The sequence below is a fragment of the Bradyrhizobium sp. Bra64 genome, assembly GCF_024519875.1.
Lineage (GTDB): Bacteria > Pseudomonadota > Alphaproteobacteria > Rhizobiales > Xanthobacteraceae > Bradyrhizobium > Bradyrhizobium japonicum_G.
Genome location: NZ_JALJRD010000002.1, coordinates 152907 through 177517, shown reverse-complemented (window position 1 = coordinate 177517; position 24611 = coordinate 152907). Strand labels below are relative to the sequence as shown.

Below are 24611 nucleotides of genomic sequence, written 5' to 3'. Positions count from 1 at the left end.
TCAGTCCGGGCCGTCGCGTCGTGCACGCAAGTCGAGAACCTGACGGATCGAACGCGCCAGATCTGCCGGCCGGTAGGGCTTGCTCAGCAGGGTGATGCCGGGGTCCAGCCGACCGTCATGCACCATGGCGGCTTCCGCATACCCGGACATGTAGAGCACCGGCACGCCGGGCCGCTCGCGGGTCACCATCTCGGCGAGTTCGCGCCCGTTCATCCCGCCGGGCATCACGACGTCGGTGAAGAGCAGGTCGAACGCGGTGCCCTGGTTCACCAGAGCCAGTGCATCGGGACCATTGGCCGCGGCGATCGTGCGATAGCCAAAGCTCTTGAGCTGTGCCACGACGTAGTTGCGCACCAGCTCGTCATCCTCGACCACGAGGATGGTTTCGCGGCCGCGCTGCAGTTCGCTCTTCGGCACAGCGTCCGAAACGGCAGCGGTCAAAGCCGAGCGCGGCAGATACAGGCTGATCGTCGTTCCGCGCCCTTCCTCGCTGTCGATCCTGATGTGACCGCCGGATTGCTTGATGAAGCCGTAGACCATGCTCAGTCCAAGGCCCGTGCCCTTGCCGAGCTCCTTGGTGGTGAAGAAGGGCTCGAAGATCTTGTCCCGGATCGCGAGTGGAATGCCGGCGCCGGTGTCGCTGACGGTGACCAGGATGAAGTCGCCGCGAATTCCCTCCGGGCCGGAATCGTCCGCATCGAAGCTCACATTCGCGGTGCCGAAGTGAATCTTGCCTCCGCCGGCCATCGCGTCGCGGGCGTTCACCGCCAGATTGATCAAGGCGGTCGAAAGCTGACTTGGGTCGATCAGGGCGTGCCAGCCGTCGGCTTGCAGCGTCGAGCCGATCTGGACATGCTCGCCGAGCGTCGGCCGCAGCAGCTTGGCGGTATCGACGATGAGGTTGTTGACGTCGACGTCGCGTGGTTGCAGAGGCTGCTTGCGGGCGAACGCCAGCAGCTGCATCGTCAGATCAGCACCGCGCGTGGCGGCCTGGTCGATCATGTGGGCGATGGTGACGAGATCGGGCTGGTCCGCGAGGCCGTCGATCAGGATCTGTATGGTGCCCGTGATGACGGTCAGGATGTTGTTGAAATCATGGGCCACGCCGCCGGTGAGCTGGCCGACCGCATCCATCTTCTGCGATTGGCGAAGCTGCTGCTCGAGGCGGAGGCGGTGGGTGATGTCGCGCCCGATGACGATGATCAGCTCCTGGCCGCCGGTCGAGACGTGAGCGGCGGACAGTTCGGCGTCGAGACCTTTTGCGTCGGGGCCATCAAGGCGCAGTTGCAGCAGGCCGGCCGAACCCGGCACGAGCAGCCGGTCGACCCCGATCGCACCCGCCGGATTCAGGACGGATCGGAGCGGGATGCCGATAATCTGCTCCCGGGGCCGTCCGAGCATGAGCTCGGCGGTGCGGTTTGCCTCGATCACCAGCCCGATCTGATCGAGCACCAGGATCGCGTCACGCGCCTGCTCCATCAGCAGGCGGTACTTCTCTTCCGCCTGCTTGCGCGCGGTAAGGTCGAGCACGAACGAGATGCATTGATCGGAAGACCCGGCGATCGAGGCGGAGCCGATCAGGACAGGAACGCGGCTGCCGTCTTTTCTGATGAATTCCTTCTCTCGAGGCGCGGTCTGGCCCGACATCCGCAGCTGTTCGATGCGCTGCGTGTCTCCGTGCCGGTATTCGGCCGGGGTCATGTCCCTCCAGCGGACCGCACCCGTAACCAGCTCCTGGCTCGAGTATCCGGTCATGCCGAGGAACGCATCGTTGGCGTAGCTGATGTCGCCGCTGCCGTCCCAGAACAATATTCCGATGATGTTGGAATCGACGAGCCGCCGGATCCGCGCCTCGCGATCCTGGAGATCGCGGTAGAGCAGGGTGTTCTCGAGCGAAATGGCAGCCTGCGCCGCCAGCAGGTCGAGCACTGCGACGCGGTCGGGTGTGAACGCGTGCGTCGTCAGCGTGTTCTCGAGATAGAGCAACCCGGTGAGCTTGGCCTGCTTCATGAGCGGCAGGCAGAGGATTGATCTCGGATGCCGGCGATGGAGATAGTCGGCGCCGTAGAGCGGATCAGGCCTGGTCGCGTCGTCGATGATGAGAGGCTTTTGCGACCGAATGACATAGCGCACCAACGCCTCCGGGCACTCGGGCGCGGAGAGCGCAGTCCGCTCCATGACGACGGCAAACTCGTCGCCCTTCGACTGTCCCTCCGCCTCGATCCAGAAGTCATCATGCCGCGCCAGGATCAACAGGCCGCGATCCGCGCCAGCGTTCTGCAGCGCGATTTTCATCAGGGTCTCGATCAGCTTCGGCAGCTCGATCTCACTCGAGACCGCCTGGGACGCCTTCACCACGGTGGTGACGTCCATCTGCTGGACGGTCGGCCTGCCGGCGGAACTGCTGTCCTCTGCGACGTGGAGACGAGGATAGAGGCGTTCGAGCTGTCTGACCTTGGCCTCGGCTCCCCAGCGAAGAAATCCGTAGTGAGCATCGCGCAGATATGCATAGGCGATCTTTTCGAACCCGCGTGTCGAATAGAAGCGCCCGGCAAGTTCGTTCGCGATCGCCTCGTTCTGGGGAAAGCCGTTCGCGTGGGCCGAGGCGATAGCCTGGTCGTAGCAGCGCATCGCGTCGAGCTCGCGACCTTCGATCCGTGCGATCTCCGCGGCGATGAGAGCTGCGCGGTCGGCAAAATCTTCGGGACAGATCTCCGCCCAGCGCTGAAGCTGGCGATGGTGAACGGTCAGGGCTTCAAGCCGCGGGGCTCGGCCGACATCGGATGCGGTTTCGCTCGACGCGGCCTGCGCCAGCGCGGCATAGAAGTGAAACTCGACCCGATCGAACAGCGCCTTCGAGGTCCACAGCAGTTGCTCGGCCTTCACCGCCGCGTCGATCGCGCCGGGGTCATCGGCAAGGACGCGTGCCTGCAGCTTGCGGCCCCAATACCAGAAGCCGGCCTGTTCCAGGCGCGGGTCTGCCTCGAGACGATGTTCGAACTGCGCTTCGCTGAACCCGGCTTCATCGAAACAGCCGAACTTCGCGGTGAGACCGCGCAGCGTCCGGACCAGCTGAAGCTGCCCCGCAATTCGATCGGCCGCCAGATCGATGCGCGCCCGGCGTGCGAAATCGAGGCCGGCCTCGGCCTCCAGCTGCACGCCCGGCAGTGCATCGCCGCAGGCGAGCAGATGCGTGAGGAGGTGATGACGGGTAAAGCTGGCGTAGTTGATGTCGCCGACCTGCTGCGCGGCGTCGAAGGCCCGTCGCAGCCACGGGCGGCCTGTGCTCACATGACGTGTCCAGCTCCCGTAGCCGAGATAGACGCGAGCCTTGAACCGGTCCAGCCTTTGCAGTTCGACGAGGTCGAGGCCGAGCTGGGCGAAGCGGTAGCCGGCAGCATAGTCGTCAAAGTCGGGGCCGAGCACGGTCCCAAGCACGATGTAAGCGAGGCACGAGGCGTCGGAGTTGCCGTACTCCATGCTCAGATTGGCCATGCGACCGATGATGAGACGGCGCAGATTCTCGTCGATGTACCAGGCCGGGGAGACGAGCACCGTGAGGACGTCCATGGTCCCGCGCGCGACCGGGTCGGCCATCTGGGGCAGGTCGAGCAGGGCCTCGATCGGGCGCTCACCGATCTGCCGCCACATCCGTTCATATTCCTGCCGGACTTCCTCCGGTGTCGGATGCGCCGACCAGGCGATGCCGACGCGGTGCAAATAGCCGAGGGCAATCTCGACGTCGCGGTCGCTTGGCTCCATCCGGAGCCGGGTGACGGCGGCGAGATCGGGCAGGTTGGCCGCCCGGCTTGCCAGTTCGGCAAGGCGCGTTTTCGCCGTCGCCTGCTCACCGACGAGGAACTCGCATTCGGCCCGCTGCAGCGCCAGGGCGAAGCTGAGCGCGTAGTGCTGCTGCCAGCGATCCTCCGGCAGCACGGTTTCACCGAGGGCGAAGTGGGCAAACGCCATGCCGAAAGCCGTCGCCGCCTTGGCGCGGCGGCCGGCCAACAGGTTCAGCTCCGCCAGCTTGACGCGCTCCTCTGCCGCCGTGATCAGGGCCACGCCGCGGTTGAGTTGGCTCACGATCTCGAAAACGTTTTCCTCGACCGCTTCCGGCGAGGTTCGCGCAGCGAACAGTCGGCCAATACGCAAATGGGCCGAGGCGCGTTCTTGCTCCGGTATCAGCGCGTAGGCCGCCTCCTGGAATCGGTCATGGACGAATCGATAGGCATCGCCCTGGGGCTCGACGAATTCCTGGCGGACGGCGGGCCACAAATCTGCCTGGACCTGCTCATCCGACGCGCCAAGGACGATCGAAAGCACGGCGGCCTCGGCGACGTTTCCGAGACAGGCCATCTGCTGCAGGGCTGTGCGCGTTGCAACGGGCAGCCGGGTGAGCTTTCCGAGCATGAGGTCGATGACGTTGTCGGTGTATCGCTTGGCGTGGATGCGATCGAGAGACCAGGTCCAGTGCGACGCATCATGGTCGAACGCGATCAGTCCTTCCTCGACCAGCGAAAACATGAACTGGATGGCAAAGAACGGATTGCCGCCGGTTTTCTCGTGCACGAGCTGGACCAGCGGAGCGGCGCGCTTCGGATCGCAACGAAGCGCATCTGCAAGCAACTGGCCGAGATGCCTGCGGCCGAGCGGGGCGAGCCTGATCTCAACGACCCGTTGGCCCCGTGTCCTGATGGCCTCGCGCATGCGCACCACCGGATGAGCGGGGTCAACTTCATTCTCACGGTATGCGCCGATCAGCATCAGGTGCTTCAGGTTCGACCTGGTCAACAGGTCCTCGAGCAGCTCGAACGTCGCCATGTCGAGCCATTGCAGATCATCGAGGAACAGCACCAGCGGATGTTCGGGTCTGGCAAACAGGCCGATGAATTGCTCGAAGACGCGGTGAAAGCGGCTTTGCGCGTGCTGGAGCGGCAGCTCATGGACAGGCGGTTGCTCGCCGATGATCGCCTTGAGGTCGGGGATCAGGTCCACGACGAGCTGCCCGTTTGGACCGAGCGCGCTCAGCAGATCATGGCGCCACTGGTTCAGCTCGGTCTCGCTCTTGCCCAGAAGCGGCCGAACGAGGCTCTGGAATGCCCTGGCGAGTGTCGCGTAGGGGATGTCGCGCTTGTGCTGGTCGAATTTGCCCGATGCAAACAGCCCTCGTGACGGCACCAGCACTTTATGGAGCTCGTTGACGACAGATGATTTTCCGATCCCGGAATATCCCGAGACCAGCGCCAATTCCGGTGCGCCGCTCTTGACGATGCGCTCGAACGAGGAGAGCAGCATCTCGCGTTCGTGCGTTCGTCCATACAGCTTCTCGGGTACGAGCAGCCGGTCGGGGGTGTCGTGCCGGCCCAGCGGGAAGTCGTCGATGCTGTGCCGAAGCTGCCACTCCGCAAGACAGTGCTGCAGATCCCTCTCGGCACCGGCTGCAGTCTGGTAACGCTCCTCGGCCATCTTGGAGAGCAGCTTCATGATCAGTCCGGAAACCGCGGAGGGAACGTTGCCGGATCGCTTGCTCGGCGGCTCCGCTTCTCTTGCGACGTGGCAGTGCACCCATTCCATCGGATCGGATGCGGCAAACGGAAGCGAGCCGGTGACCATCTGATAGAGTGTGACGCCGAGCGAATACAGGTCGCTCCGGGAATCGATCGAGCGGTTCATCCGGCCGGTCTGCTCGGGTGACATGTAAGCGAATGTGCCGGCGATCGACTCGGGCGGTGCCAGGGATTGCCGTTCGCGCGGACGGCGCGAGGCAAAGCCGAAGCCGGTGAGGTGCACGCTGCCGTTGCTGCGGTTCACCAGGATATTTGCCGGCTTGATATCTTTGTGGACCAGACCGCGCTGGTGGACCTTGCTCACGGCCGCGGCGATCTGGGTCGCGAGACGCAGGAAGCTCCCCATCTCCATGGGCGTGTGCACCAGCCATGTGAGCGGCTCGCCACCGAGATCTTCAAGAACGAGGATGGTGCGGCCGTGATCCTGCACAAGCTCAAGCGGCTTGGCGGCCCAGGCGCTGTCCAGTTCGTCCTTCAGCGCGAATTCGTGCGCGAGCCGATCAAGACTTTGCGGGGTCGGATGTTCCGCCGCCGGGACGACGGCCAGCACGACCTGCCGCTCGCCGTCGATGCGTTCGCGGGAGGTTCGACACAGCAGAATGCCTTCCTCGTCGCAGAGAACCTGCGGACCGTGGGCCCAGCCAGCGCCCATGAACGATGAAAGGTTCATCTCGGTAGACCATGCCGCCGCCGAGACCAGGTCCGAGCCAGGCCGGCTCGCCCGGTACTTCGGTCATCCCCCTTAGAGCTGCCCTGATGCGGTATGGCGCTCGCCGTTACCGATTCTCTGTTTCCGCGTGCGGGACGCATGAAGGGCAGGACGCACGTGCGACGCTCGATACGATGGGGCGAGCCCCTCTCGCCTTCATTCCGTCGCCTGGTTCGATTGGCTCGGCCGGGCGCCTCGAAAGCGTATCATTTGCCGAGGTCTCGTCAATGTACCGCCTTCGTGCGGCAAGGCGACACACATCCAGTGCGGGCGAGCGGTCCGCGTCTCGTGTTGACTTCATCTCCAATCTATTGAAATCGCGGCGCTATCCATTCACCACGACCGCGATGATGGATTGCAGCGAGAGCGTGAGTCTTTCCGTCGCTTGGACGGCAGCGTGTGCACGACGTGTGCATCTGAAGTTCAAGCAAGTCTGTTGAAGGCGAGCAGGGGCCGCCGTTCTGCAGCGTTCCGACTCCCATCGCCGCCTGTCCAAGGTCGGAGAGCGCCTCGGCGCCGATCTTCCTGCGCCACGACCGGGCGCGTCTCGGGCCGCAATCCGGGTCCCGTCCCCCGCGCGGGCGATTGACAGCGAATTATTACATGTCTAAAAATATGCAAATTCATATAATTCACGAGATGCCTGAATGGACGTGCATCCGCTCAAGCTCAAGGTCAGATCGTATGCCGCGGAGACGCCGTTCATACGGAGCCTTGTGTTTGGCGTGGAGGACGGCGTCGCGCCGCGCTGGCAGGCAGGCGCACATATCCGCGTGGCGCTCCCGAATGGCGGAGACCGGCCGTACTCGCTGATGGCTCTGCCGGGCCTTGCCGAGGGGACGCTCGCGCTCGGCGTGCTGCGCGAGGAGGCCTCGACCGGAGGCTCGCAGTTCATGCACGCGCTGAAGATCGGCGATGTCGTGAAGGCGAGCGCGCCGGCGAACAATTTTCCCCTGCATGAGGGAGCAGCGCCCGCGTTGCTGTTTGCCGGCGGTATCGGCGTCACGCCGATCCTGTCGATGGCGGCGGAGCTCAGGCATCGCGCAAGTCCGTTTCGGCTGCATTACGCGGGCCGCACGCAAGGGCTGCTGTCATTCCTGCCTCATCTCCGGGAGATCTGCGCCGAGGAACTGTCGGTTCACTACGACAGCGACGAATCCCGTCTGGACATTGCGGCGGCGCTCCGCGAGGCGGCGGCAGATTCCCATGTCTACGTCTGCGGTCCGGCGGGATTGATCGATGCGGTGAGGGCCGCCGCGCTTGACGCGGGTCTCCCGGCCGATCGCATCCGCTACGAGCTCTTCAAGGCCGAGCAGCCGTCCTCGTCCGATGTGCCGTTCGAGGTGGAGATCGGATCGACCGGACAGGTCGTCACCGTGGCGGCCGATCAGAGCATCATCCAGGCGCTGGAGGCCGCGGGGCTCGACGTGCTCTACGACTGCCGGCGCGGCGATTGCGGCATCTGCCAGTGCGCCGTGATCTCGGGCACGCCCGATCATCGCGACGTCATTCTCAGCGACGACGAGAAGGCGTCGAACAAGATCATGCAGATCTGCGTATCGCGCGCGAAGTCGGAACGTCTGGTGCTGGATCTATGAGGGAGGCGAAGCTCGCCATGACGAAATACGGAAGCAATGCGCAAGCGATTGCGGCGCTGGTGCGCGAGGCCGAGGTGCACCGTGACGTCTACATCGACCCCGAGATATTCGAGCTCGAGATGGAGCATCTGTTTCCGAACAGCTGGATCTATGTCGGGCATGCGAGCCAGCTGACGAAGCCCGGCGATTTCATCACCGCCAATATCGGCCGGCAGCCGGTGCTGGCGAGCCGCCATACCGACGGCTCCGTCCACGTCTTCTACAACCGCTGCCCGCACAAGGGCGTGAAGATCGCATCGGAGCCTTGCGGCAACACCGGCAAGTTCTTCCGCTGTCCCTATCACGCCTGGTCGTTCAAGACCGACGGTTCGCTGCTCGCGATCCCGCTGAAGAAGGGCTACGAGGGCACGGGCTTCGCCGGCACCCAGGCGAATGGCGGGCTGTCCAAGATCAAGAACGTCGTGGTCTATCGCGACTTCATCTTCGCCCGGCTCTCCGACAGCGGCGTGTCCTTCGAGGACTATTTCGGCGAGAGCCTCTCGACGATCGACAACATGGTCGATCGCTCGCCGGAGGGAAAGCTCGCCGTCGTCGCCACGCCGATCCGCTATATGCACACCTGCAACTGGAAGATGCTGGTCGAGAACCAGACCGACACCTGCCATCCGATGGTCGCGCATGAGAGCTCGGCCGGCACGGCGGTCAAGGTCTGGAAGCGCGAGCAGGGCGATTCCACGGAAACGCCGATGGCGGTGCAGCTCTACGGCCCCTTCATGAGCCCGTACGAGTTCTACGAGCAGAGCGGCATCAGGATCTGGCCGAACGGCCATGGCCACACCGGCGTCGCCAACTCGATCCACTCGAACTACTCCGACGTCGACGGCTATGTCGGCCAGATGGTCGCGGCATACGGCGAGACGCGGGCACACGAGATCCTCGGCGAGGTCAGGCACAACACGGTCTATTTCCCGAACATCATGGTCAAGGGTGCCGTGCAGATCCTGCGCAACTTCATCCCGATTGCGGTCGACAGGACGCTGGTCGAAAGCTGGGTGTATCGTCTCGTCGGCGCGCCGGACAAGCTCTATGAGCGCGCCTTGATGTACAACCGCTTCATCAACGCGCCGACCTCGATCGTCGGACACGACGATCTGGAAATGTACGAGCGGGCCCAGGAGGGCCTCAAGTCGAACGGCAATCAATGGGTCAATCTCCGCCGGCTCTATGAGAGCAGCGAAGAGCAGGACGTCACCGCCGTCATCAACGGAACGTCCGAGCGCCAGATGCGGAACCAGTTTCATGCCTGGGCCAAGTTCATGACCATGGACATGGACAACCGCGTCGAGGCCGCGGAATGATCAGCGAAAAGACGATCACCGACTTCATCTATCGCGAGGCCGATCTGCTCGATACGATGCAGTGGCAGGCCTGGCTCGATCTGTTTCACCCCGAAGGACGCTACTGGATGCCGCTGGAATGGCAGCAGGAGGACCCGGTGCTGCAGCCGTCGCTGATGTACGAGGACCTGTTGCTGCTCAAGGTGCGGGTCGAGCGGCTGTCGGGCGAGCGCACTTTCAGCCAGAAGCCGAAGAGCCGCTGCCACCACCTGCTCCAGGCCCCGCAGATCGTCGCCTGCGATGCTGCGGCCGGCGTGTTCAAGGCGCGGACGTCCTATATCTACACGGAGACGCGCGGCGATATGCTGGAGCGCTATTCGGGATGGGCGTCGCACGACTTCGTCCAGGTCGGCGACGTCCTGAAGATCAAGCTCAAGCGCGTCGATCTCGTCAATTTCGACGCGCCGTTCGGCAACATCCAGCTCTTCATGTGAGGTTGCCTTGACCGCAGCGACCACAGTCTACGCTCGTTTTCACGACACCGCGCTGCGCCGGGGCGAGGCGGGCTTCCTCAACGTGCTGGCGGAGACCGCCGGCATCTACGGCATCACCGCCGGCGAGATATCCTATCGCACCATGCTAGACCGGGTGGAGCGCCGGCGGACGGCGTTCGCGAGCAAGGGCTATGGCGAAGGCCACAGGGTCGGGCTGCTGCTCCAGAACCGGCCGGTGTTCGTCGAGCTGTGGTTTGCGCTCAACGCGCTTGGCGTGTCCGTCGTGCCGATCAATCCGGACCTGCGGATGAGCGAGCTCGAATACATCATCGCGCATTCCGAGATGAACGCGGCATTCGTTCTTGCCGAGCGGCGGGACGAGGTCGAGACCGCGGCCCGCCAGGCCGTTCGGCCAATTCCGGTCGTGACCGACAGCGACGACGTTCCTGCTGCCTTCGGCGGCGCGCAGGCAGCGACCACTGGCGACGGCGCGACCGAATGTGCGCTGCTTTATACGTCCGGGACGACCGGGCAGCCCAAGGGCTGCGTGCTCACCAACGAATACTTCCTGCATTCCGGCAACTGGTATCGCGATGTCGGCGGGCTGATCGACCTCAAGCTGGAGGGCGAGCGCATGATCACGCCGCTGCCGCTGTTTCACATGAACGCCATGGCGGTGTCGCTGATGGCGATGCTGTCGGTCGGCGGCAGCCTGACCATGCTCGATCGCTTCCATCCACGCAGCTGGTGGCAGTCGGTCCTGGACAGCCGCGCCACGTGCCTGCATTATCTCGGCGTCATGCCCTCGATGCTGATGAGCGCGCCGGCATCGGAACAGGACAAGGTCCACACAGTGCGGTTCGGGTTCGGCGCCGGCGTCGACAAGCTCTTGCACGCGCCGTTCGAGCAGCGCTTCGGCTTTCCGCTGATCGAGGCCTGGGCGATGACGGAGACGGGAAGCGGCGGCGTCATCGCCGCCAATGTCGAGCCGCGCAAGATCGGCACCAGCTGTTTCGGCCGCCCCGCCGCCGAGGTCGACATCCGTATCGTCGACGAGACCGGCAACGATACAGCAACGGGAACGCCGGGCGAGCTGCTGGTGCGGCGCGCGGGCGCGGACCCGCGCTACGGGTTCTTCAGGGAATATCTGAAGAACCCGCAGGCGACCGCCGAGGCCTGGGACGGCGGCTGGCTCCATACCGGCGATATCGTGTCGCGCGATGCGGACGGCGACCTTCATTTCGTCGATCGCAAGAAGAACGTGATCCGCCGCTCCGGCGAGAACATCGCCGCGGTCGAGGTCGAATCCGTCCTCAACCGCCATCCGGCGATCCGGCAGGCCGCGGTCGCGGCCACCCCCGATCAGGTGCGCGGCGACGAGGTCGCGGCGGTCATCATTGCCGAGGAGGCCGGCGCCGACCGGCGGCTTGCCGAAGACATCGTGCGCTGGAGCCTGGAGCAGATGGCCTATTACAAGGCGCCGGGCTGGATCTGCTTCGTCGACAGCCTGCCGCTGACCGCAACCGAGAAGATCCAGCGCGGCGGGTTGAAGGATTTTGTCGCTAGGCTGATGCACGATGGCGCCTTCTTCGACCTCCGCGACCTCAAGAAGCGACAGGTTTGATCATGACCCAGATCCGCACCACGCTCATCACCGGCGGCAATTCCGGGATCGGCGAAGCGCTGGCGAAGCAGCTCATCGAAAAAGGACAGCGTGTCGTCTCGGTCGGGCTGCAGACGCCTGCCTGGACCCACGATCTGCTCGCCGCCTATTGCGCCGACCTGACCAGCATCGCGGAGACGCGTGCGATCGCGCAGGAGATCTGCCGGGATCACGCCATCGATTGCCTCGTGCACAATGCCGGCGTCATCCTGCCGAACCTGCTGCCCGACGCGAGGCCGGAAGACATCCTGACGCTGGCGCAACTGCATCTGGGCGCGCCGATGCTGCTGACCCAGGCTGCGCTGGAGGGGATGCGGTCGCGCCGGTTCGGGCGTGTCGTGTTCGTCAGCTCGCGCGCGGCGATGGGGGCGGCGACCCGCTCGGCCTATTCGGCGACCAAGGCCGGCGTGCACGGCATGGCGCGGACCTGGGCGCTGGAGCTGGCCGCGAGCGGCATCACCGTGAACGTCGTCGCACCGGGGCCGATCCTCACCGACAATTTCTGGGGTGTCATTCCCAAAGGCTCGGAGCAGCAGGAGCGGATGGCGCGCAACGTGCCGGTGGGCCGGCTCGGCTCACGCGAGGACGTCGCCCATGCGATCGAATTCTTCCTCGACGAGCGATCCGATTTCGTCACCGGCCAGGTGCTCTATGTCTGCGGCGGCACCAGCCTGGTCGGCCTCGGGCCCTAATTCGCTCCGCGCTAGATCTGGTTCAGGCGGATGTTCTCGACCATCTTCGCCAGCACTCGGGCGCAGACCTCGATGTCGTCGGGCTCGATGCCCGCGATCAGCTTGTCGTAGTTGTTCGCCATGATCGGCCAGATCTTGCGCAGCAGCGCTTCGCCGTCCGGCGTCAATCCCACGACGCGGCGGCGCTGGTCCTCCTCCGCGATCTCGCGCTTGACGAGGCCCGACGACACCATGGACTCGACCATGCGGCTCGCGGTCGATTGCTCGGTGACGGCGAGAACGGCGATCTCGTTGACGGTGAGGGTCTTGTGGATGAACAGGACCGACAGCGTCCGGAATACGACGTTGTTGACGCCGTGCTCGCTCAAATCGCGGTTCTGGTCGAGGTTCCAGCGATTGGCCAGGCGATTGAACAGATAGGGGATGTAGTTTTGCAGCTGGTCCCTGGTCCTCGGCGGACCCGACTTCCATCTGCTCTTGGATTCCTTGGCCATTACTTCTTGCGACTTTGCTTCTTGCTCTCGGTGCGAAGTTTCGAGGAGAGCGACCGCAACACGGACAGCGCGGTGTCGAGCTCCTGGGTCGGGACGTTTTCGAGCCGTTTGCCGAGATGCCGCTTGTGGATGTCGGCGGCCTTCCGAAACAGCGCTTCGCCCTTGGGGGTGAGACGCACGATGAAGGACCGGCGGTCCTCGCTCGACATTTCCCTGCTGATGAGATCGTCGGCCAAAAGGCGCTGGACCAGCCCCGAGACGTTGCCGCCGGACACTTTCAGGTTCTGCGACAATTGCCCCAGCGCCAGTCCGTCGCTGTAGCGATCGAGCTGCGCCAGCACGTCGAACTTCGCCAGCGACAGCCCGAACTCGGCGTTCAGCATCGCATTCAGCGATGCGAACAGCTCGCCATGCAAGGACAGCAATTGCAGCCAAAGCCGGGTTTCGACCTGCCCGGGGACGGGAACAATGTTCTCTTTGAGTGCTGCCGGCATTGCATGACCATCGAGTACAAATTGTCGCGTCGATTGGAGGAATTATCGCGGGTCTTTCGCTCCGATTAGCAACCTGAGAATCGTAGTCAAGATGTTCGATCCTGACGTCCTGAGGGACGAACGGCAATCCAATCCTGCGCCCGCTCCGATGGAATCATGCAAAAGTCTTGATGGTCTGGATCACGCCGTCGAGCTCCTTGCCGGCGCTGTCCTTCAGTGCCGCTTCCCGCAGGCGGCGCGCCCAGTCGGCGGCGTCGTCGCGCCGCTCGACCAGCTTGATCGCGGCCAGGGTCTTGTCGAATTTCGACAGTCCGCGGCTGTGGGTATCCGAATAGCCCTTCACGAGGCGGCGGCATTGCAGGATCTCGACGCCCAGCTGGTAGTTGGTGGCAACCGCTGCGGCCGCGGCCTTGAGCCATTGGTCCCGATGAGCGGTCTCGACGGCGTGACGCAGCGAGCGGCGGCGCAGGCCGCGAAGCCCGCCGACGACATAAAGCGCCAGGAACCAGGGCAGCGAGTAGGTCCGCACCCGGCGTCCCCGGTTGACGCGGCGGTCGAGCCAGCCGAGCAGGCGCGGCCTCGTGCCCAACCAGCGGCCGAGGCCCACCGGCAGCATGCCCATCACCTCCTCCATGCGGGGGTGCATGAATTCCGTGGTCTGGAGCACCTGGCCTTGCGACATCTCGAGCTCGCTCTCGATCCGCGCGCGGCGTCCGGCCCGCGTCTTGAGGTCGGCGACGCGGATGACGTCGTCATAGGTCATGGCGTTGGCGACGTATTTGGCCGCGGCTTCCGTGAAGGCATAGCCCTTGGCGGCGCCGCCTGAATTCCGGTCGGCGGTGTGCAGCGATTTGAGGATGTCGAGATATTCGGCGCCATAGGCGATGTCCTGGAAGTCGACCACCTTCTTCAGGCCGGCGCGGCCCATGGCCAGTGCGGGCTCGGGCAGTTCCTGCGCCAATCTTGCGACAAGCCCGGCGAGTTGCGGATCCGGCGTCGCGAGGGAGGGGATATCCTTGGCCGGCTTCGATGGCGGTGGCGCCGCAATTTCGGAGGCCCCGTTTTTGACCCGGTCAAAGGCGGCTTCAAAAGTCTGAACGCTGGCCTTGGCACCTTTCTCGCCGGCGCGGATGACGTCGAGATAGCTGTTGCGGTCGAACGGCAGCACGGCTGCGGCCGCGAGCGCGCCGAACATCGCCGCCGAGATGACGCTGCCATGCGCGATGGCCAGCGCGTTCAGGTCGAAGATGATCTCGGTCTTGGCGGCAACGTCGATCGCACTCGTCACGGCGCCCTGGTCGGCGATGCCGTTGCCCGGCGCGATCTTCTCGCCGATCGCAAGCGAGCGGTGGTTGGAAGCGATCAGCGTGGTGCGATCCGGGGTCACCAGGCCGCGCAGGATCGACCGGCCGGCCTCCATGAATTCCGCCGCCATCACCACGTCGACGTCGCCGGGCGTCGGCATCAGCGACAGGATCGGCTTGCGGCCGTCCAGCGGCGGCATAGTCTCGATGTAATAGATCGTGGCGCCGGTCCGCTGCGCGACGCCGGGCACCGAGGTCGACTGCGCGACCCAGCCATGGTTCTCGGCGAGCTGGACGATCCAGTCGGTCAGGACACCGCCGCCCTGGCCACCCATGGCCACGATCGCCATCGAGATCGGCCGCTCGGTCGCGTCACCTGCGGCGGGGAGGGCCAGCCGGACCGTCTCGTCTCTCATGCCAGCGCCTCGAGCGCGGGACGCCGGCGATCGCGCCGGCGCTGCAGCCAGCCGATCACGCTCATGGCGATCTTCGATTTGAAAATGTCCCAGCGGGTCGGATTGTGGATGACGTCGGCGCGGTAGAACGAGGGGCAGAGCACCGCGGCTTCGGCGACCTCGCCGCAATTGCCGCAGCCGACGCAGGAATTGTCGATCGCGGCGACCGGATCGTCGCGCAAGGGATCGTCGAGCTGCTTCACGGAGAGCGAGGGGCAGCCGGAGAGGCGGATGCAGGCGTGATCGCCGGTGCAGACGTCCTCGTCGACGCCGAACCGTTCCTTGACGATGCGCAACCCGTCCCTGATCGCCTTGTTGATCTGCGGCTTCACCCGGCGCTGCTTGTTCAGCATGCATTCGGACGAGGCGACGATGACCTTGGGGCCTTCGTCCTTGGTCGTCAGCGCCTCCTTCAGCGTGTCGCGCATCTTGCCGACGTCGTAGGTGCGGTCGACCTGGCGGACCCATTGGCCGCCGATGCCCTTCACGGCCTTGGTGATTGAATTGTTGGTATCGCGTCGCTCGTTGGTCGCGCGCGACGACAGGATGTCCTGACCGCCGGTCGCCGAGGTGTAGTAATTGTCGACGATGAGGAAGACGCCGTCATGCTTGTTGAAGACGGCATTGCCGATGCCGCTGGTCAGCCCGTTGTGCCAGAAGCCGCCGTCGCCCATCACCGCGATCGAGCGCTTGTCGGCCTTGACGTTGAAGGCAGAGGTCGAGGCCGGGCCGAGGCCGAAGCCCATGGTGGTCGCGCCGATATTGAACGGCGGCAGGATCGAGAACAGATGGCAGCCGATGTCGGCCGAGACGTGGTGCTGGCCGAGTTCTTCCTCGACCAGCTTCATGGCGGCGAAGATCGGCCGCTCCGGGCAGCCGGTGCAAAGCCCGGGCGGGCGTGCCGGCACGACCTGCCTGAGCTTCTCGACCGCGGGGTGATTGAGCACGGGCGCCGCATCCGGCGCCGGCGGCCGGTTGCCGAGCAGCCGCGGCTCGGTCTTCTCCAGAAACTCCCTGACGCCGCCGAGCAGGACCTGCGCCGTGTAGTCGCCGCCCATCGGCAGCACGTCCTTGCCGTAGACGCGCGCCTGGATGTCCTTGCGCCGCAGCACCGTGTTGATCGCCTGCTCCAGATATTCCGGCTGGCCTTCCTCGACGATCAGAACGGCTTCCTTGTCGAGGCAGAATTCGGCAACCTCGGTGTCGATCACGGGGTAGGTGACGTTCATGACGTAGAGCGCGACCTGGGTGTTGCCATAGGCATCCGACAGGCCGAGATATTGCAGCGCGCGGATGACGTTGTTGTACATTCCGCCCTGCATGATGATGCCGACCTTGCCCTGCTTCGGTCCCATCCATTCATTGAGCTTGTTGTCCCGGATGAATCCGACGGCCGCGGGCATCCGCGTCTTGATCTTCTCCTGCTCGTGCTCGTAGGCCGCCGGTGGCAGCACGATGCGGTTGACGTCGCGCCTGGGATTGTTGAGCGCGTCCTTGATGGTGTGCGCGGGCTTGACGTTGTCCTTGCAGGCAAAGCTTCCATGCATGTGGCAGGCGCGCACGCGGACCTCGAGCATGACCGGTGTGTTCGAGCATTCCGAGAGCTCAAAACCCTTCTCGATCAGATTGACGATGCATTCGTGATCGGGCCGCGGGTCGAGCAGCCACATCTGCGATTTCATCGCGAAGGCGTGCGTGCGCTCCTGCATGATGGAGGAGCCCTCGCCATAATCCTCGCCGACGATGATCATGGTGCCGCCGGTGACGCCGCCCGAGGCCAGGTTGGCGAGCGCGTCCGAGGCGACGTTGGTGCCGACCGTCGACTTCCACGCAACTGCGCCGCGGAGGGGATACATCACCGAGGCCGACAGCATCGCCGCGGCCGCCGCTTCATTGGCGGAGCTCTGGAACACGACGCCGAGATCGTCGAGCACGTCCTTGGCGTCGGCGAGCACGTCCATCAGATGCGAGATCGGCGAGCCCTGGTAGCCGCCGACATAGGCGACGCCGGATTGCAGCAGCGCCTTGGTGATGGCGAGGATGCCTTCGCCGCGGAACGTGTCGCCGTCGCCGAGCCGGAGATCCTCGACCTCGCGAGCAAAAGACCGTTCAGCCATTGCAGCCTCCAGAAATATGCGATAGCATACGTTTACATGTGAAGTAAGTCAACGCCGCGCCGTGCCGTCACTCTAGCGGATTCATTCGCGGGCGCGATCATGAGCTAGCGACAGGGTAGGGCCAATGCTGAAGCTGCCTCGCTTTAGAGCCGCCGCCGTCCAGGCTTCACCTGTCTATCTCAACCCGAGCGCGACGGCCGACAAGGCGGCTTCACTGGTCCGTGAAGCCGCGGCGAACGGCGCGAGGCTCGTGGCTTTCCCGGAAGTCTTCGTTCCCGGATACCCCTATTGGAACTGGATCACCGATCCGGTCACGGGCAGCGCGTGGTTCGAGAAGCTCGCCAGGGCGTCGGTGCTCGTTCCGGGTCCGGAGGTCGAGATCGTCCGCAAGGCCGCGCGTGATACCGGCTGCTACGTCGTGCTCGGCGTCAACGAGCGCAGCCCGGTCTCGCTGGGCACGATCTACAACACCATGGTCTTCATCGGGCCGGACGGGGCGCTGCTCGGCAAGCACCGCAAGCTGGTGCCGACCTGGGCAGAGAAGCTGACCTGGACCGGCGGTGACGGATCGAGCCTGCGCGTCTATGATACCGAGATCGGACGTCTCGGCGGGCTGGCGTGCGGCGAGAACACCAACACGCTCGCGCGCTTCGCGCTGCTCGGCCAGGGTGAGCTCGTGCATGTCGCCAGCTACATCTCGCTTCCCGTCGCGCCCCCCGACTACGACATGGCGGAGGCGATCAAGTTGCGCGCGATTGCCCACTCGTTCGAAGGAAAGATCTTCACGGTCGTCGCCTGCTCGACGGTGTCGGAGGAGATCATCACCGCGATGGAGACCGTGGTTCCGGACGCGCGCGCACGCCTGCAGCGGAAGTCGAGCGCCTTTTCCGGCATCATCGGACCTGACGGACGCGTGGTCGGCGATCCCCTGATCGACGACGAGGGCATCGTCTACGCCGATATCGACCTCGAGCGCTGCATCCAGCCGAAGCAGATGCACGACATCGTCGGGCACTACAACCGGTTCGACATCTTTGATCTGCGGGTCAACCGTCGTCCGCTGGCGCCGCTCGGTCTGATGGAGGGTGAGCCTGTTGCAGCAGATGCCGGGGAGCCGGCGGGCTTCTCGTCGATCCCGGCTAAATCGGAATGAGAATTCGGGAGGCGTCGAACGACTGGCGCCAACGGACAAGACTTAAAGCGACAGGACTTAAAGCGACACGACTTGGAGGACAGGATGCGCGAGAACATCATCGGCCGGGCCAATGTCGAGGACACCCCCGAGCTCAAGGCCTACTACAAGGATCTCGAAAAGTACGAAGCCGGAGCGCTGTGGACGGTCGCCAACAAGATCGAGCCGTGGGAGCCGCAATCGGCGTCCGTCCCCGTACTCTGGCGCTATGATGATCTGCGCGAGCACGTGCTGCGCTCGGTCGAGCTGGTCTCGCCCGAGAAGGCGGGACGGCGGGTGATCTATCTCAACAATCCCGGCCGCCGCGACGTCTCGGCCGCGGTCGGCTGGCTCTATTCGGGGTTGCAGGTGATGCATCCCGGCGAGGTCGCAACTGCGCACGCGCATTCGGCATCCGCCTTGCGCTTCATCATGGAAGGGGCGGGGGCCTATACCGTCGTCGACGGTCACAAGATGACGCTCGGAGCGCGGGATTTCGTGCTGACGCCGAACGGGACCTGGCACGAGCATGGTGTCGACGGCAACGGCTCGGTCTGCATCTGGCAGGATGGCCTCGACATCCCGCTGGTCAATGCGCTGGAGGCGAACTTCTTCGCGGTTCATCCGAAGGTCCAGCAGGAAGACTCCGGCTACCCCGTGGACGGCACGACCAAGACCTGGGGCAATCCCGGCCTTCGCCCGGCCGGCTCGAAATGGTCGAAGGGCTATTCCCCGATGTTCAAATACGAGTGGGAGCCGACCTACGAGTCCTTGCGGAAGTATGCCGCCGCGACAGATGGATCGCCTTACGACGGCATTCTCATGAACTACGTCAATCCGGTCACAGGCGGGCACGTGATGCAGACCATCGGCGCCAGCATGCAATTGCTGCGACCGGGCGAGCGCACCAAGTCGCACCGGCACACCGGCAGCTTCATCTACCAGGTGGCCAAGGGCCGTGGTTATTCGGTGATCGGCGGCAGGCGCTTCGAATGGCAGGAGCGCGACATCTTCTGCGTTCCCTCCTGGGCCTGGCACGAGCACGGCAATGCGTCGGAGAGCGAGGACGCCTGCCTGTTCTGCTTCAACGATCTGCCCGTCATCGAAGGTCTCGGATTCTATCGGGAAGAGGCCTATGGCGACAATGCCGGCCACCAGCCGGTTGCGGCCTGACGGTCCCACGCAGAATTGAATCGAAACAGTCGGATCAAGCTTCATGCGCCTTGTCACCTATACCTTGGGCTCCAGCGGTGCCCGCCTCGGGGTCCTCGTCGATGGACTGGTCGTGGACGTCGAGCACCTCGGTGCGTCGCATGGCTTTGCATGGCCGAGCGACATGCTGTCGTTGATCGACAACAGCGTGACATTGCTGCCTGCGCTCAGGGATTGCCTGGACAATGCCAATGGACGTTTGCCGGCCGGCTCCGCCGTTCCGGTCGAGGACGTGAAGCTGCAGGCGCCGATCCCGCGCCCGCGCAAGAACATCTTCGGCATCGGGCTGAACTACCGCGCGCATGTCGCCGAATCCGCCAAGAGCCTGGATACTGACAAGGATCTGCCGAAGCAGCCGGTTGTGTTCTCCAAGCCGCCGACCTCCGTGATCGGTCCGGGTGGTGCGATCCAGCACAATGCGAAGATGACGCAGCAGCTCGACTGGGAGGTCGAGCTTGCCGTCATCATCGGCAAGACCGCGACGCGCATCGCGACCGAGAAAGCGATGGAGCACGTGTTCGGCTATTCGGTGATGATCGACATCTCCGCGCGCGACAATCGCCGCGCCGGCCAGTGGATCTTCTCCAAGGGCATGGACACCTATGCGCCGTTCGGCCCGTGCATCGTCACCGCCGACGAGATTCCCGACCCGCATGATCTGCGGCTCTGGCTGACCAAGAACGGCGTCACGAAGCAGGACTCCAATACCAAATACATGATCTTCGACATTCCGGTCCTGATATCGGACATTTCGTCCGGCATGACGCTCGAGCCCGGCGACATCATCGCGACCGGAACGCCGGAGGGCGTCGGTGCCGGCATGAGCCCGCAGGAATGGCTGTGGCCGGGCGACGTGGTCGAGGCCGGGGTCGACGGCGTCGGTGTCATCCGGCATCCCGTTGTCGCGATCTGATGACGAATTTCTCGTTCGACCGCGAGCTGAGGTTCGGAGACTGCGATCCCTCCGGCATCGCGTACTTCCCGTCCTACCTGAACATCCTCAACGGCGTCGTCGAGGACTTCTGGGCAGGAATCGGTTTTCCATGGCCGGAACTGATCACGGTCCGGAAGATCGGGACGCCCACGGTGCACCTGGCTTGCGACTTTTCCAGGCCGTCGATGTTCGGCGATCTCCTGACGTTCAGCTTGCGCATCGCCAGGGTCGGCGGATCGTCTCTCGATCTGGAGCATGTCGTCTCGGGCGCGAATGGCGTGCGCTGGCGCGCCCGCCAGATCCTTGCCGCGACCTCGCTGGTCGATCATCGTGCGATTCCCTGGCCCGATGACATTCGCACCGCACTCATGGCGCATGTGAGCGCGGGCGAGGGCGCTGAGGCAACGCCGGCATGATCTCGCTCTTCATGACATTCTCCGCTTCCGCAGGCGAAAGGCGGATTGAGTCCGACGATGTTGCTGCCGTAGCCGAGCAGGTCGGATCGATCCCTGACGTGACCGAAGGCCTGCTGTTCACGCCGCTCGAACAGTCGGTCGATCATCCCTACAAGGCCGATGGCTCCGGTCCCGTGTTTGCGCTCCAACTGCGGTTTGCCGACCTGTTCGCGTGCGAGGCGGCGATGGACCGCAGCGGCATCCTTGCCCGCCTTTCGACGGGCGCGGGACTATCCGGCCTCACCGGACTGGACGTCACGCACCAGGTCATGCTGACGCGCGCGTTTCCTGTCGATGTCGCCGCGCATCCGGCAGGCACGGCCACGCCGTGCAGCTACCTCGTGCACTATCCCGGCCCGGCCGAGGACATGAATGCCTGGAACCTGCATTATCTGGAGCATCATCCCTCGATCATGCGGATGTTCCCCAACGTCCGCCAGATCGAGATCTACACCCGCATCGATTGGGTCGACCGGCTGCCGTCGCGGCGGGTCGAGCACATGCAGCGCAACAAGCTCGTGTTCGACAGTCCGGCTGCTCTTGCGCACGCGCTCGGCTCCGACGTGATCAGGCGCATGCGTGCGGATTTCGTCCAGTTCCCGGCGTTCTCGGGCGGCAACAAGCATTTTCCGATGCTGACGCGGACGGTGAGGCCTAGGTCTTAGAGAACCGAGAGCGCGAAAAAATATTTGCCGCGAGATGCTTACGACCCCTTCGGGCTCTTATCCATGGCGTGAATGGCCACGGTGTCGCTGCCGTCATGCCCAGGCTTCGCTGCACACTTGGAGGTTTTAGCCGCAGAGACCGTGAAACAACCCGCCGAGCTAACATCCCAATGAGCTGCCGGGCTTAACATCTGGCGCTCTGAAGCGGTTTGCGCTTCCGGGAGATGAGCCTCGGACAGATAAAGGTGAGTCTTCGGCAGCAGAAGAATAATTCCAAGAGCGATGAGCTTCAATCCCAGTCGCATGCTCGCCTCCACTCCTTGATAACCGATAGCAGGAGATGAAGCGTCAGAAAATTCAGGTCAGTAACCTAAGGGGATTTACGCAGGAGGCGGCGATGGGCCATTAGCCGCTGTGAGCAATCGCAGCACAGCGGCCTCCCGAGCCGCCGCCGCTGGCCGCTGGCCGCACTGAACCAGGGTCAAGAACAGGCCGCACGCATCGCTGGCCCGCGAGTTCTGACTCGCGGTATCGGCCTGCACCCGGTGCGCTTACTGCCCGGTCAACTGCTGTAAAATCTGTTGAAACATTTGGGCCGGGTCATTTTGACCAGACGTTACTTCGGCTTTCCTGCACACTCCCTCAACTGCGCCCTTGATGCCGCCGCTCACGCAGTCGAGTTCGCGCTCACCCAGAACTTCGCTCTTCGCATTGATTGCATCAGTCATCACATGTCTCCTTTAATCGTCGCGATCATCCCGACGCCGATGCGACCACATTTGACATCACCGCTCTCGTCGGTATGTGACGGCCGTCACAAAATCTCTGATTTAACCGGGGCGCGTCCATAAGCTTGTGTGAGGCAGCGAATCTTCCCGCTTATGTCGGCCTGGGGGTCACTTGCGGTCATCTTGCGATCCGGCGCTCGTGTCCGATAAGCGTCCTTGTCGGACCCCAGGCCATCATCGTGCTGCGGCCCGGCGCAGCCAGGGTGGTATTGGCCGAAACAGGCTGCTCGCAGATTCAAAGCAGGCCACACCGAGGCGGCACCCATTCAATCGGCCGCGCAGCTTTTTGATAATCTCGCGTAGGCGGACTTGGGAAAGGCCCTTGTTTCTTGCGCTTCAGGTAGACATTACGCCCACTACGGCAATTGCGTCCATCAGCTCGGACATGGTGCACCCGATCTTCTCACACCAGTATCTGACTTCGTCGTTCTCGCGGATATTGATACGGGTGTGGTCGGTACGGCTGCCCTTGCCGCGATCGGTTGTCATGGCCCCTCCAGTCGACGTCTGCAACCAAAGGTGGAACATCATGCTTGTTCCATGCCGTGACCTTGTCGGTCGGGTCTTGATAAAGGCCGTCCTCGCTCCAGGAGAGATGCAAGAGGCGGCGGCGCTCTGCTTCGTCGGCCTGCAGCCAGGCCTGCCCGTAAGCGCGGATAATCGGGTCTACATCGGTCATGCAGTCACCAGACCAGCTGTCACAACAGCGGAAATGAGCACGACCATTATTTCTGCTTTCGGGGATCATCCTCAGCGTTCAGGTAGTCGATACCTGTCGGTCCAATTCCGGTGATCTCGAATACCACCTCTTCGTCCCTAGTTTCCGCAAACTGCCATACCTTAGGCGGCACGTGCGAAAACGTCCCGGGTGGAAAGCTGAGAAGTTTCGACGCATCGACCTTGTCGCCGAGTGCCGAATAATATGTCCCCGAAATGATCACGCGAACGCGTTCATCGGGGTGCGAATGCACGGGCATTTTGGAGTTCGCCGGTACTTTGACCCGAACGGTATAGAGGCCAGGCTTGCCCGGATTACCGTGCAGCACCGTCGATTGCGTCCCCTTGGACATAGAGGGCAGCGGGCTCCACTTCAGGTCGCTCGAGGTCACGCGTTTATATTCGAGTGAACTATCTTCCGCCAGCGCCGCACAGAATCCGCTCGTCGCAAGTACGGCCAACAAACCAACCCCAATTTTGAAAAAGGACATCTCGGCCTCCGTTCAAATGCCCGGCGCCGGTACTCTACCCCAAGTAGTCTTTGTCTGCCATGGGTCAATCGCGCCGGTTCCGCGCTTGGCTGCAAACTTCCGCTCTGCCCCTGTGAGACGGCGGGTATCTGCACCGCGTCAACGGAAGCGATGGGCCAGAAGCGGGAGCGGACATCATCGACAAGGCATGCCGGTGCGGATTGCCCCATGCGCAAGAAAGGCCCGGTTTCTCCGGGGCCTTTCACATCATGAAAACTTGAGTTGTTGCGCTCGTCAGTCGAACTGATAGCTCAGGCGCGCACGCACGGTTTGAACGTCGAAGCCGCGGTAGGTGAATTTGCCGCAATTCTGGCCGGCCACGGTGCACTCATAGAACGGAGCCGGCGCACCTGTCGCGACGGTCGTGTAGCCTCCGGTCGAGGTGGCATCGCCTTCAAAACGATAGAAGAGATATTCCGCACCGAGCACCCAGTTCTTCGCCGGCTTGAATTCAGCGCCGGCGCCCACGACAAAGCCCACGCGCGTCTCGCTTGCGCTGCTGCGCAGAACCTGTCCGGCACCTGGGCAAAGCGTAGCCGGTACACCGGTGCAATTTATGGTGCCGGCGTAGCCGACATCGGCGAAAGCGGCGCCGCCGGTGCCGTAGAGCAGCCACTGACTCGTCGCATAACCTACGCGGCCACGCACACTCGCGAGCCAGTTGACCTGGGTCTGGAGGAATGCGTTGTCCGTGAGGTTGGAGACGCCGCCACATTGCGCGCGCATGCCAAAGAGGTTCGAGCAGATAATTCCCGGCGCGGCGCTGGACTTCAGGTTCGTCCAGTCCCAGTCGCCTTCGATGCCCACCAACCAGTTGCTCGGCATCTGGTAATTGTAGCCCGCGTGACCGCCAACAACAGCGTTCGCGTTGCTGGAGCCGGTGACGGTAATTGGGGTAATGGCGTTTATGGCGCCATCGACATAGGACATCGACGGATCCGACATGAAGGCGCCGCCACCGTTGATGCCGACATAGAAGCCGGTCCAAGACGGTGATGCGGCGACGGCAGCTGGACGCGCCTTGACGGCGAGGTCGGCCGCCGAAGCGCCGACGGTGCCGAGTGCCAGAGCTGCGATCGCAAGAGCAATTGTCTTCATTCAAGCTTCCCCAATCTCAAATCCGATGGTGGCCCTGCTGAGTCTCCGCTGGCCGTGCACAGTGGCAAGGTGGCCGAAACCCATGCAGGCCACATCAACCGGAGGGTTGAGGCGTGC

At 63.7% G+C, this 24611-nt stretch carries 21 protein-coding genes; 10 read left to right on the top strand and 11 right to left on the bottom strand.

The features are described from left to right. The gene (locus NR187_RS08475; protein WP_256806254.1) at window positions 1–6237 is read right to left on the bottom strand and encodes an AAA family ATPase; all 6237 of its coding nucleotides are present in this window, start codon (window positions 6235–6237) and stop codon (window positions 1–3) included. 686 nt (window positions 6238–6923) lie between these two features. Here NR187_RS08475 and NR187_RS08470 point away from each other — a divergent pair. The 5 genes from NR187_RS08470 to NR187_RS08450 are packed head-to-tail and all read left to right on the top strand — an operon-like array spanning window position 6924 to window position 12060. Then, on the top strand, window positions 6924–7874 hold the full coding sequence (locus NR187_RS08470; RefSeq protein WP_211383139.1) for a PDR/VanB family oxidoreductase: 951 nt from the start codon (window positions 6924–6926) through the stop codon (window positions 7872–7874). Window positions 7875–7891: 17 nt separating this feature from the next. Beyond that, window positions 7892–9232, top strand: a complete 1341-nt coding sequence (locus NR187_RS08465; protein ID WP_211383140.1) for a Rieske 2Fe-2S domain-containing protein — start codon at window positions 7892–7894, stop codon at window positions 9230–9232. Continuing rightward, entirely contained in the window at window positions 9229–9705 is a 477-nt protein-coding gene (locus tag NR187_RS08460; RefSeq protein ID WP_211383141.1) for an aromatic-ring-hydroxylating dioxygenase subunit beta, read from the top strand. Before NR187_RS08465 ends, NR187_RS08460 begins: the two co-directional genes overlap by 4 nt. Before the next feature lie 7 nt (window positions 9706–9712). After that, a complete protein-coding gene (locus NR187_RS08455) occupies window positions 9713–11329 on the top strand; it encodes an ATP-dependent acyl-CoA ligase (RefSeq protein ID WP_211383142.1) in 1617 nt (538 codons plus the stop codon). Window positions 11330–11331: 2 nt separating this feature from the next. Then, window positions 11332–12060, top strand: a complete 729-nt coding sequence (locus NR187_RS08450) for an SDR family NAD(P)-dependent oxidoreductase (protein WP_211383143.1) — start codon at window positions 11332–11334, stop codon at window positions 12058–12060. Between the two features lie 11 nt (window positions 12061–12071). Here the strand turns inward: NR187_RS08450 and NR187_RS08445 are convergent, their stop codons facing one another. The 4 genes from NR187_RS08445 to NR187_RS08430 all read right to left on the bottom strand — a co-directional run bounded on the left by NR187_RS08445 (window position 12072) and on the right by NR187_RS08430 (window position 16924). Next, a complete protein-coding gene (locus tag NR187_RS08445; RefSeq protein WP_211383144.1) occupies window positions 12072–12554 on the bottom strand; it encodes a MarR family winged helix-turn-helix transcriptional regulator in 483 nt (160 codons plus the stop codon). Further along, window positions 12554–13048: a MarR family winged helix-turn-helix transcriptional regulator gene (locus NR187_RS08440; RefSeq protein WP_211383145.1), complete on the bottom strand. Its 495-nt coding sequence runs from the start codon at window positions 13046–13048 to the stop codon at window positions 12554–12556. Before NR187_RS08440 ends, NR187_RS08445 begins: the two co-directional genes overlap by 1 nt. A gap of 154 nt (window positions 13049–13202) precedes the next feature. Next, window positions 13203–14768: an indolepyruvate oxidoreductase subunit beta family protein gene (locus tag NR187_RS08435; protein ID WP_211383146.1), complete on the bottom strand. Its 1566-nt coding sequence runs from the start codon at window positions 14766–14768 to the stop codon at window positions 13203–13205. Beyond that, the gene (locus NR187_RS08430; protein ID WP_211383147.1) at window positions 14765–16924 is read right to left on the bottom strand and encodes an indolepyruvate ferredoxin oxidoreductase subunit alpha; all 2160 of its coding nucleotides are present in this window, start codon (window positions 16922–16924) and stop codon (window positions 14765–14767) included. Before NR187_RS08430 ends, NR187_RS08435 begins: the two co-directional genes overlap by 4 nt. A gap of 124 nt (window positions 16925–17048) precedes the next feature. On the opposite strand from NR187_RS08430, the gene NR187_RS08425 reads away from it, so the two are divergent. The 5 genes from NR187_RS08425 (at window position 17049) to NR187_RS08405 (ending at window position 21361) form a co-directional block, all read left to right on the top strand. After that, window positions 17049–18077, top strand: coding sequence for a carbon-nitrogen hydrolase family protein (locus NR187_RS08425; protein WP_256806253.1), 1029 nt, complete (start codon window positions 17049–17051; stop codon window positions 18075–18077). A gap of 84 nt (window positions 18078–18161) precedes the next feature. Continuing rightward, window positions 18162–19268, top strand: coding sequence for a cupin domain-containing protein (locus NR187_RS08420; protein ID WP_211383149.1), 1107 nt, complete (start codon window positions 18162–18164; stop codon window positions 19266–19268). Window positions 19269–19311: 43 nt separating this feature from the next. After that, complete coding sequence (locus NR187_RS08415; protein WP_256806252.1) at window positions 19312–20220, top strand: fumarylacetoacetate hydrolase family protein; 909 nt, start codon at window positions 19312–19314, stop codon at window positions 20218–20220. After that, complete coding sequence (locus NR187_RS08410) at window positions 20220–20657, top strand: thioesterase family protein (RefSeq protein WP_256806251.1); 438 nt, start codon at window positions 20220–20222, stop codon at window positions 20655–20657. The genes NR187_RS08415 and NR187_RS08410 overlap by 1 nt, the downstream gene beginning before the upstream one ends. Next, complete coding sequence (locus NR187_RS08405) at window positions 20654–21361, top strand: hypothetical protein (protein ID WP_211383151.1); 708 nt, start codon at window positions 20654–20656, stop codon at window positions 21359–21361. Before NR187_RS08410 ends, NR187_RS08405 begins: the two co-directional genes overlap by 4 nt. A 38-nt stretch (window positions 21362–21399) precedes the next feature. Here the strand turns inward: NR187_RS08405 and NR187_RS08400 are convergent, their stop codons facing one another. From NR187_RS08400 to NR187_RS08380, 6 genes are all read right to left on the bottom strand, one after another. Beyond that, complete coding sequence (locus tag NR187_RS08400; protein ID WP_211383152.1) at window positions 21400–21666, bottom strand: hypothetical protein; 267 nt, start codon at window positions 21664–21666, stop codon at window positions 21400–21402. Between the two features lie 246 nt (window positions 21667–21912). Further along, the gene (locus tag NR187_RS08395) at window positions 21913–22089 is read right to left on the bottom strand and encodes a hypothetical protein (RefSeq protein WP_211383153.1); all 177 of its coding nucleotides are present in this window, start codon (window positions 22087–22089) and stop codon (window positions 21913–21915) included. 396 nt (window positions 22090–22485) lie between these two features. Further along, window positions 22486–22587: a DUF3606 domain-containing protein gene (locus NR187_RS34975; protein ID WP_372703053.1), complete on the bottom strand. Its 102-nt coding sequence runs from the start codon at window positions 22585–22587 to the stop codon at window positions 22486–22488. Beyond that, window positions 22553–22828 (bottom strand): hypothetical protein, encoded by a 276-nt coding sequence (locus NR187_RS08390; RefSeq protein ID WP_249128957.1) that lies wholly within the window; start codon window positions 22826–22828, stop codon window positions 22553–22555. The genes NR187_RS34975 and NR187_RS08390 overlap by 35 nt, the downstream gene beginning before the upstream one ends. Window positions 22829–22874: 46 nt before the next feature. Continuing rightward, the gene (locus tag NR187_RS08385; RefSeq protein WP_211383155.1) at window positions 22875–23357 is read right to left on the bottom strand and encodes a cupin domain-containing protein; all 483 of its coding nucleotides are present in this window, start codon (window positions 23355–23357) and stop codon (window positions 22875–22877) included. A gap of 273 nt (window positions 23358–23630) precedes the next feature. After that, window positions 23631–24494: an outer membrane protein gene (locus NR187_RS08380; protein ID WP_211383156.1), complete on the bottom strand. Its 864-nt coding sequence runs from the start codon at window positions 24492–24494 to the stop codon at window positions 23631–23633. Between the last annotated feature and the right edge of the window lie 117 nt (window positions 24495–24611).

Coding starts and splice junctions, on each gene's coding strand:
- NR187_RS08460 (WP_211383141.1), top strand. CDS start 9,229: ATGATCAGCGAAAAGACGATCACCGACTTCATCTATCGCGAGGCCGAT.
- NR187_RS08475 (WP_256806254.1), bottom strand. CDS start 6,237: ATGAACCTTTCATCGTTCATGGGCGCTGGCTGGGCCCACGGTCCGCAG.
- NR187_RS08395 (WP_211383153.1), bottom strand. CDS start 22,089: ATGACTGATGCAATCAATGCGAAGAGCGAAGTTCTGGGTGAGCGCGAA.
- NR187_RS08385 (WP_211383155.1), bottom strand. CDS start 23,357: ATGTCCTTTTTCAAAATTGGGGTTGGTTTGTTGGCCGTACTTGCGACG.
- NR187_RS08400 (WP_211383152.1), bottom strand. CDS start 21,666: ATGCGACTGGGATTGAAGCTCATCGCTCTTGGAATTATTCTTCTGCTG.
- NR187_RS08435 (WP_211383146.1), bottom strand. CDS start 14,768: ATGAGAGACGAGACGGTCCGGCTGGCCCTCCCCGCCGCAGGTGACGCG.
- NR187_RS08470 (WP_211383139.1), top strand. CDS start 6,924: ATGGACGTGCATCCGCTCAAGCTCAAGGTCAGATCGTATGCCGCGGAG.
- NR187_RS08425 (WP_256806253.1), top strand. CDS start 17,049: ATGCTGAAGCTGCCTCGCTTTAGAGCCGCCGCCGTCCAGGCTTCACCT.
- NR187_RS08405 (WP_211383151.1), top strand. CDS start 20,654: ATGATCTCGCTCTTCATGACATTCTCCGCTTCCGCAGGCGAAAGGCGG.
- NR187_RS08445 (WP_211383144.1), bottom strand. CDS start 12,554: ATGGCCAAGGAATCCAAGAGCAGATGGAAGTCGGGTCCGCCGAGGACC.
- NR187_RS08465 (WP_211383140.1), top strand. CDS start 7,892: ATGACGAAATACGGAAGCAATGCGCAAGCGATTGCGGCGCTGGTGCGC.
- NR187_RS08390 (WP_249128957.1), bottom strand. CDS start 22,828: ATGACCGATGTAGACCCGATTATCCGCGCTTACGGGCAGGCCTGGCTG.
- NR187_RS08420 (WP_211383149.1), top strand. CDS start 18,162: ATGCGCGAGAACATCATCGGCCGGGCCAATGTCGAGGACACCCCCGAG.
- NR187_RS08430 (WP_211383147.1), bottom strand. CDS start 16,924: ATGGCTGAACGGTCTTTTGCTCGCGAGGTCGAGGATCTCCGGCTCGGC.
- NR187_RS08410 (WP_256806251.1), top strand. CDS start 20,220: ATGACGAATTTCTCGTTCGACCGCGAGCTGAGGTTCGGAGACTGCGAT.
- NR187_RS08450 (WP_211383143.1), top strand. CDS start 11,332: ATGACCCAGATCCGCACCACGCTCATCACCGGCGGCAATTCCGGGATC.
- NR187_RS08380 (WP_211383156.1), bottom strand. CDS start 24,494: ATGAAGACAATTGCTCTTGCGATCGCAGCTCTGGCACTCGGCACCGTC.
- NR187_RS08415 (WP_256806252.1), top strand. CDS start 19,312: ATGCGCCTTGTCACCTATACCTTGGGCTCCAGCGGTGCCCGCCTCGGG.
- NR187_RS08440 (WP_211383145.1), bottom strand. CDS start 13,048: ATGCCGGCAGCACTCAAAGAGAACATTGTTCCCGTCCCCGGGCAGGTC.